Source organism: Desulfobacterium sp. N47 (assembly GCF_051233685.1).
Lineage (GTDB): Bacteria > Desulfobacterota > Desulfobacteria > Desulfobacterales > RPRI01 > RPRI01.
On sequence record NZ_JBAMMY010000068.1, the window covers coordinates 22,296 to 30,788 of the forward strand.

Sequence of the window (8,493 nt, forward strand, 5' to 3'; positions counted from 1 at the left end):
GTATGGATAATGAATAATATCAGAAATTTCAGCATAATTGCACACATAGATCACGGCAAATCGACTCTTTCGGACCGCCTGATCCAGAAAACCGGTATTATTGCCGACAGGGATTTCCATAACCAGATTTTGGACAATATGGATATCGAACGGGAAAGGGGCATCACCATAAAAAGCCAGACAGTGTGCCTTCCATATGTTGCAAAAGACGGCAATAAATATACCTTAAATCTTATTGATACTCCGGGCCACGTGGATTTTTCATATGAAGTTTCAAGGGCGCTTGCGTCCTGCGAAGGAGCTCTTCTTCTTGTAGATGCAAGCCAGGGAGTCGAAGCGCAAACCATAGCCAACCTCTATCTTGCCATGGACAACAATCTTGTTATTATTCCTGTAATAAACAAGATAGATCTTCCTTCCGCAGATATCGAAAGGGTAAAGGCGCAAATAGAAGAAGACCTCGGACTTGACCCGGAAACGGCAATACTGGTGTCAGCCAAGGAAGGAATAGGAATAGAAAATGTTCTTGAAAGCATAGTAAAAATTTTGCCCCCTCCGGCGGGAGATCCCGAAGCTCCTTTTAAGGCATTGATATTCGATTCCCATTATGATGCATTCAGAGGCACTATCGTCTATTTCAGAATTTTTGAAGGAACGATACGAGTTGGGGATGTTATCACTTTCATGTCTAACAAAATTTCGTACAAGTCAGAAGAGATTGGGATATTTCAGTTAAAGCGGATACCTAAAAAAGAACTTTCTGCCGGAGAGGTCGGATATGTTATAGCTGGTATAAAGTCGGTAGTAGATACAAAATGCGGCGATACAATCACATTAAAAAACAGACCCGCCGATAAGGCCATGCCTGGTTACAAGGATGCAAAACCTGTGGTTTTTTCGTCAATATATCCTGTTGCAGCGGATGAATACGAAGAGCTTGCCATCGCTATAGAAAAGCTCAAACTTAACGATGCTTCCCTTATTTTCGAAAAAGATACATCAGTTGCTTTGGGTTTTGGTTTCAGATGCGGTTTTTTAGGTCTTCTTCATCTTGAGGTTGTTCAGGAGCGGCTTGAACGTGAATTTGATCTTTCTCTTATTCTTACCGCTCCTTCGGTTCAATACTCCCTTATAATGAGCGACGGAACTGAAATGATAATTGATAATCCTGCACTCTATCCCGACCCCACAGAAATTGATACCACGCTCGAACCTTATATCCGTGCATCCGTTATAGTACCAAACCGTTACATGGGAGCCGTTATGAAGCTGTGCCTGGACAGGCGCGGAATCAATAAAAACTATCAGTATCTGACAAGTGACAGGCTTGAGATGATATTTGAACTTCCGCTTGCCGAAGTGATTTTTGACTTTCATGATAAACTAAAATCCATAACCCAGGGATATGGCTCTTTTGATTATGAAATAATCGAATTCAGGGAAACCGATCTTGTTAAGATGGATATACTTATAAACGGTGAGCGTGTTGATGCTCTCTCACAACTTGTTCACAAGGATAGAGCCGTGGAACGGGCAAGAGTTGCCTGTGAAAAACTGAAAGAAGAAATACCAAGACAAATGTTTAAAATTGCCATACAGGGTGCGATAGGCGCCAAAATAATCGCAAGATCCACAGTTTCAGCTTTCAGAAAAGATGTAACGGCAAAATGTTACGGAGGTGACATCACACGGAAAAGAAAGCTTCTGGAAAAGCAGAAAAAGGGTAAAAAACGGATGAAGATGGTAGGAAAAGTTATGATTCCACAATCCGCTTTTCTTTCGGTTTTGAAAACAGATACGGATTGATATTGGTGGGATAAATCCATCATTAATTGATTTTAAGCATAAATTGTGATTATATATTCTTGTTTCTATTTCAAATGGTTTAAGGAGATTATAGCTCATAAATTCATAAGCTGCTGAGTTAGTAAGGTAAACGCAGAATTAAACATACTATAAAAATTAAATTATACTTACCTTATCAGCCTACGAACTTAACAACTCATGAGCTTTTTTCTTTTAATCCTAATTTTAATAATTCGGAGAACAAATGGGAAAGACTATAGCTCAGAAAATTTTTGATTCACATATTATCGATAATCCTTTTGAAGATATTTATGTAATAAGGCTTGATGCCGTTTTCTGCCATGAAATTACAACGCCTATTGCTATCAATGATCTTGTCAGCCGGAGCAAAGACCGCGTTTTTGATACATCCAGAATAAAGGCTGTTATCGATCATGTTACTCCGGCAAAGGATTCCAAAACTGCTTTACAGGGAAAAATTTTAAGAGAATGGGCAAGGCGTCACAAGATAAACGATTTTTTTGATATCGGCCGAAACGGAGTCTGCCATGCAATCTTTCCCGAAAAAGGCTTTGTAAGACCGGGTTATACCATAATCATGGGAGATTCTCATACCTGTACTTACGGTGCTTTCGGCGCTTTCGGCGCAGGTGTGGGAACAACAGATCTTGAGGTAGGTATTTTAAAAGGAGTATGCGCCCTTGGTTATCCCGAAACAATAAAGATCAATATTTGCGGTAAAATGCCGGATGGGGTTTTTGCAAAAGATATAATTCTTTCGGTAATCGGTCTTATTGGTGTTAGCGGAGCAACAAATAAAGTTTTGGAATTTTCAGGCCCTGTTGTTGAGGATATGGGCATGGATGCAAGAATGACTCTTTGCAATATGGCAATAGAAGCCGGTGCAACATGCGGAATATGTGCTCCTGATATGACTACGGTAGAATATTTATGGGATTTTATAAAAAACGAATATAAAACAAAAGACGCTGCACATAATGCTTTTAGTAAGTACTGCTCCGATCCCGATGCTTCCTATGAAAAGATAATCGATCATGATATTACAAATCTTGAGCCTGTGGTTACATTCGGGTACAAACCGGATAAAGTAAAGCCTGTAAAGGAGATGGAAGGCACAAAAATAGATCAGGTCTATATAGGTTCATGCACAAACGGAAGAATTGAAGACTTAAGGGTTGCAGCAAAGATTTTAAAAGGAAATAAAATCAGCGATTCTTTGCGTGGCATTGTTTCTCCTGCAACTACAGATATATATAAACAGGCATTGGATGAAGGAATAATTGCCGATTTTCTTGAAGCCGGATTTTGCGTTACAAATCCGACTTGCGGAGCCTGCCTTGGCATGAGCAACGGAATTATTGCAGAAGGAGAAACCTGTGCTTCCACTACAAACAGAAATTTCAGCGGGCGCATGGGAAAAGGCGGTATGGTTCATCTGATGAGCCCGGCTACTGCTGCGGCAACAGCTATTGCAGGACATATTACAAATTCAAAATTATATAAGGGTAAGTAAGTTGCCATCAGCTAAAGCCGATTGGCTGAGGATTCGGCGAGAGGTTTTCTTATAAACCTTTAATAGGACAATAAAGAGCGAATAAAAGCTATGAAAAATTTTTCAGGAAAAGTACTTTTTCTCAACAGATCGGATATCAACACCGATGAAATTATTCCGGCAAGATATCTTACCGAAAACACCAAAGAAGCCTTAAAGCCGTATCTTCTTGAGGATATAAACTTAGAGGGCTTTGACAATAAGAAAGATATTAAAGGCAAAGCAGTAATAATAACAAGAGAAAATTTCGGTTGCGGATCATCCAGAGAACATGCTCCATGGGCGTTTGAAGTAAACGATATCAATCTTGTCATAGCACCCGGTTTTGCCAGAATTTATAAAAGAAACATGTTTAATTGCGGAATGATGGCAGTAGAGCTTCCGGCTGAAACCATTGATCATATATTTTCGGTTTTCTCAAATCACGATACTGATCTTGAAACGGTTTTTAACGAAGGTTCTTTTATCTTAAAGGCCGGTGATGTTGAAGAATCATTTGAATTTAAAATTTCAGGATTCGACAAGGCGCTGGTTGAAGCAGGCGGTTGGGTAGATTACGCCGATTCCAAATATTAAACACATGGTGCTGTAACGAACCAGCATGGAACGCCAGCTTCCCCATCCAACGCATCGCGCAACTTCGACGCCAAATCCTTAATCGAAAACGGCTTCCGGATGAACAGTACACCTTCGTCCAGGACACCGTGGTGAGCGATAACATCATTTGTAACATCATTATGTAACTGTAACTTTCTAAATAATCGTGAACGAGTGACAGCAGGTATCTTTTCAGACTGGATATCATCTGCGAAAAAATCTTGCAGCCAATTATCACGGAAACTTTTAATCATGAAACTTTTCTCTTTCGTGGGTCATTAAAAAGAAGATATTGCTTTTTTATCTCGTCAAATGTATATCCATTGTAGAAACATATTATAAGGCATGATTTTTTAAATGAAGGTATGATATGCAAACTAAAATTCAAAAATGGGGCAATAGCCTTGCATTACGAATTCCTAAATCATTCGCAATTGATGCAAATCTAATGCAAAATGAAACGGTTGATTTAACGCTCGACAAAAATAAAATTATTATTACTATAATTGGGAAAAAAGAATATTCGCTTGATGACCTTTTAGAGGGTATCTCGGAAAATAACCTTCACAGCGAGTTTGATACCGGAGCTCCGGCGGGGAAAGAAATATGGTAATTATGAGCAATTATGTCCCGGATAGAGGAGATGCCGTTTGGATAGACATGAATCCCCAAGCAGGCCATGAGCAGGCGGGAAGACGTCCTGCTATAGTCCTGTCGCCGGTTTCCTATAATAGTAAAGTCGGCCTTGCCTTATTTTGCCCGGTAACCAATCAAATAAAAGGTTATCCTTTTGAAGTCAATATTCCTCCAGGTCTAAAAATAACAGGTGCTGCCTTATCCGATCAGATTAAAAGCCTCGACTGGAAAATAAGTAATACAGAATTCTATGATAAAATTCCTGATACTATGATTTCAGAAATATTAAAAAAACTTGGGGTACTGTTACGTTTTGACTGATAGAAAATCGAGATCTGAATCGACCTTTAATGGGAAACGATTTGATGTTTGATTAAATGTGCGGCCTTTGCGTTAAAGGCCGCACATGTTTTTATATTACCCTTTTATGGTTCTTGGCAGAATCATATGGTTTTGCGGGCATATTGACTTTGGATTCTGGTAACACGATCCTGCAAAAGCCATAAGATACTTTCTTAATTCATTTAACTGAACAATTTCATCAAGAAGGCCGGTTTTTGCACAGAATGCAGGTCTTGAATAATCATAATATTTCTGTGCCAGCTCATTCATTTTATCTATAATCGGCTCAAGAGGTTTTCCGGAAGCTTTATCCTTTACCAGTCTTCGCGAATATGTAGCTGCTGCAGCTGTCTCTCCGTGCATAACATAAATCTCGCTTGTAGCAGTGCCAAGCGTAAAGGCATTATGATCGTTTGCAGTCGGACCACCCATAAGATAGTGAGCTGCAGCTGAACCTTTTCTCAAGACAACAAGAATCTGCGGAACATCCGTTTGTTGTATGGAATAAATAAGAGACTGGCCAAGGCCGAGCAGCTCTGCTTTTTCTGCAAGATCGCCCACATCAATTCCTGTTGTATCCTGGAACCATATGATAGGAACTCTGTCACGGCCACACAATGTAACAAATTCGTTCATCTTGATAAGGCCCTGCCTGTAAAGCTTTCCGCCTATACCCGGATAAGGAGCATATTCAGGATAATGCTCCCTCAAGAAACCCTGGTTGTTACCTATGCAGCCGACAGGAAAACCATCAATCTTGCAAACGCCCGTATATACTTCCGGGCCATATTCAGGACGATACTCCATATGCTCGCTTCCATCAACAAGACGGGACAAAATATCCCTAAAATCATATGTTCTCTTCTGATTGAAAGGAAGTAAATAGTAAAGATCATCAGTAGAATATTTGGGAGATTTAGGTTCTGCCACCCTGAAAAATTTTGGATTGTAGGAAGGCATATCTCTCATATAATCTTTAAGGCCGTCCAGCACTCCTGTTTCTTCTTCATAAACATATCGGAAAAAACCGGTTTCATTATAATGGATATCAACAGATCCTGGCGGTTTCTCCTTGAATTGTTTAGCGGACGCTATCAGCGCTTCAGCGCCTTCCAAGTCAAAATGGCCTTTGGGCGACATTCCGCTTAATATTCCTCCTCCTCCGACCGCAATATTGCAATTTTTATGAGCGAATAAAATTGTCGGACTTATTCCCTGATAACCCCCTCCTGCCGGGTTAGTGCCGTATATGCCGGCTAAAACAGGTATTCCCATTATTTCAAGCTCGGCATGTCTGTAAAATGGTGTTCCCGAACCGCGGCGGCCTGCATAAAATTTTTCCTGTTCGGGCAATTGAACGCCGCTGCAGTTTACAAGCCAGACAAGGGGAATATTAAGCCTTTTAGCCAGGTCGGTTACACGCAATATGTTTTCAGACTGTCCGGGCAGCCATGCACCTGCCAACACTTTGTTGTCAAATCCGATTATCACCGCCCATTTGCCTGATATTTTTCCAAGACCATCAATAACGTTGGTTGTTCCCTCAGGAATATTCATGGGATTGTATATGGTATGAAGAGGACACCATGTTCCAGGATCAACAAGATATGCAAGCCTTTGCCAGACGGTCATCTCGCCTCTTTCGTTAATTTTTTCTGCGGGAAGGCCTGAATTTTTTACCTTTTCAACCTCATCCCTGATCTGTTTTTCAACTTCCTTTATCTGTACAGCATTTTCCTTGCTGCTTTTTTTATGCCCCTCTGTAAGTTCTTTGCCTAAATCGGGCATTTTTTCAAAATAAGGTCTCATGTTCTAACTCCCGTTAAAAACTTCATTTATTCAATTTTCGTCATTCCGGCAAAAGCTGAAACCCAGAAGTTTCAGTTGCTTCTGGATGCCGGAGAAATTCCGGCATGACGGTTTGGGGACTTTTTACAAATATATCATTATATTTAAAACCGTTCACAAAACAGGCCACATTCCTTTTTCTTCCAATACAGCTCTTAAGACTTTCAAAGCCGAATTCATTGCCGGAACGCCTCCGTAAAGTACTGGTCTGAAATATTACTTCTGCAATTTCTTCCGGAGCACATCCGACATTCAGCGCAGCCTGTATATGAAGTTTTAATTCATCGAGGTGCGATAAAACGGTAAGGGCTGCAACTGTGACAAGCTGTCTTGTGGTATGGGAAATTTTTTCTCTTGCATACATCCGTCCTGTAATAAAAAGAGAAAGATCATTTGCAAGCTTTTTATCAAAAGACTTCCAGAGCTCATAAGGTCTTTCTCCTTCTACATCTTTAAAATAAAGAGCAGCGGTTTTTTTCGTTTTTTCAAAAACATCGTCTTCCAAGATCAAATTCCCCTTTTAAAATACTATCTGTTTGCCTTTCTTATTCCAAGCTGATCCTGAGCTATTATCCACTTGCAGATATTCGCCGACCCTTCGACCATTGTATATGTCGGAGCATCTCTGTAATAGCGTGCAACAGGATATTCGGTTGAATAACCGTAAGCACCCAATATCCGCATAGCATAGTTTGCACATTTGCTTGCAGTTTCACCGGCAAAATATTTGGCCTGAGCCACCTCAAGCCCATTATTCAAATTGCCTTCATCTTTTGTGCAGGCCGCTCTGTAAACCAGAAAGCGGGCAGCCTCTATCTCGGCATTCATCTGACCTACCATGTCCTGATTCATCTGGAATTTGCCGATTTCCTGTCCGAACTGTTTTCTCTCCATAGCATATTTTGTTACAACATCCAGGCAGGCCTGAGCCAGACCGACACCACCTGCTGCTGCAGAAAGACGTGTCTGATTGAGTGATCCGAAGACAATCTTTGTACCGTCGCCGGGTTTTCCAATTATATTTTCTTTGGGTACTTTTGTGTCTGTAAGATAAATTTCTCCGGTTGGTGAAGATCTTGAGCCCATCTTATCCAAATCTGTTGTACGGATACCATTGAAATTCTTCAATTCAACCACAAATGCCGAAAGGCCCTTAGCCCCGGCAGCTTTATCGGTATAGGCATAATAGATTACAGCATCGGCAACATTGGCATTAGATATCCATGTTTTGGAGCCGTTTAACAGCCAATGATCGCCCTTGTCTTCCGCTATGGATTTGATAGCCATTACATCCGATCCGGCATCCGGCTCAGTAATTGCAAATCCGCCTATATATTCGGCGTTGACAAGTTTGGAGATATATTTCTTTTTGACTTCTTCATTTCCATATTTAAATATGGTGTAAGCACATCCGAGAGTCTGCATGTTGACCTGAACCCGAAGCGAGCTTGATGCCCGTGCAATCTCTTCAGTTACAATCATTGCAGCCAGCCAGCCCATTTCCGACCCGCCGTATTCTTCCGGTATAACCGTACCAAAAAAGCCAAGTTCACCCATTGGCTTTACAACTTCATTATATGGGAAATAATGATTCATATCCCACTCATCAGCAAAAGGAGCTATTTTTTCATCTGCAAAATCACGCACCGTATCCTTAAGCATTTGAAGTTCTTCCGATAATTTAAAATCCA

At 40.7% G+C, this 8,493-nt stretch carries 9 protein-coding genes; 5 read left to right on the forward strand and 4 right to left on the reverse strand.

All coding sequences use genetic code 11. From position 1 onward, the window contains the following. Nucleotides 1-9: 9 nt before the first annotated feature. The 3 genes from lepA (at nt 10) to VXK47_RS04145 (ending at nt 3,955) form a co-directional block, all read left to right on the forward strand. Nucleotides 10-1,806, forward strand: coding sequence for a translation elongation factor 4 (lepA, locus tag VXK47_RS04135; RefSeq protein ID WP_435547506.1), 1,797 nt, complete (start codon nt 10-12; stop codon nt 1,804-1,806). Nucleotides 1,807-2,050: 244 nt separating this feature from the next. Then, nucleotides 2,051-3,340 carry a 3-isopropylmalate dehydratase large subunit gene (locus VXK47_RS04140; protein WP_435547507.1) on the forward strand — a complete coding sequence of 430 codons (1,290 nt, stop codon included), beginning with the start codon at nt 2,051-2,053 and terminating at the stop codon, nt 3,338-3,340. A 90-nt stretch (nt 3,341-3,430) separates the two neighbouring features. Next, complete coding sequence (locus VXK47_RS04145) at nt 3,431-3,955, forward strand: 3-isopropylmalate dehydratase small subunit (protein ID WP_435547508.1); 525 nt, start codon at nt 3,431-3,433, stop codon at nt 3,953-3,955. Here VXK47_RS04145 and VXK47_RS04150 read toward each other — a convergent pair. Then, nucleotides 3,952-4,230, reverse strand: a complete 279-nt coding sequence (locus VXK47_RS04150) for a hypothetical protein (RefSeq protein ID WP_435547509.1) — start codon at nt 4,228-4,230, stop codon at nt 3,952-3,954. The genes VXK47_RS04145 and VXK47_RS04150 overlap by 4 nt on opposite strands. 116 nt (nt 4,231-4,346) lie before the next feature. Between VXK47_RS04150 and VXK47_RS04155 the strand changes: the two genes are divergently transcribed. Together VXK47_RS04155 and mazF are read left to right on the forward strand one after the other, a co-directional pair. Continuing rightward, entirely contained in the window at nt 4,347-4,589 is a 243-nt protein-coding gene (locus VXK47_RS04155) for an AbrB/MazE/SpoVT family DNA-binding domain-containing protein (protein ID WP_435547510.1), read from the forward strand. Between the two features lie 2 nt (nt 4,590-4,591). Further along, nucleotides 4,592-4,933, forward strand: a complete 342-nt coding sequence (mazF, locus tag VXK47_RS04160) for an endoribonuclease MazF (protein ID WP_435547511.1) — start codon at nt 4,592-4,594, stop codon at nt 4,931-4,933. 96 nt (nt 4,934-5,029) lie between these two features. Here the strand turns inward: mazF and VXK47_RS04165 are convergent, their stop codons facing one another. From VXK47_RS04165 to acd, 3 genes are all read right to left on the reverse strand, one after another. Next, nucleotides 5,030-6,763, reverse strand: coding sequence for an acyl-CoA carboxylase subunit beta (locus tag VXK47_RS04165; protein WP_435547512.1), 1,734 nt, complete (start codon nt 6,761-6,763; stop codon nt 5,030-5,032). A gap of 40 nt (nt 6,764-6,803) precedes the next feature. Then, nucleotides 6,804-7,307 carry a carboxymuconolactone decarboxylase family protein gene (locus VXK47_RS04170; protein ID WP_435547513.1) on the reverse strand — a complete coding sequence of 168 codons (504 nt, stop codon included), beginning with the start codon at nt 7,305-7,307 and terminating at the stop codon, nt 6,804-6,806. A 23-nt stretch (nt 7,308-7,330) separates the two neighbouring features. Beyond that, on the reverse strand, nt 7,331-8,493 hold a 1,163-nt coding region (gene acd, locus VXK47_RS04175), incomplete at its 5' end, for a glutaryl-CoA dehydrogenase Acd (protein WP_435547514.1).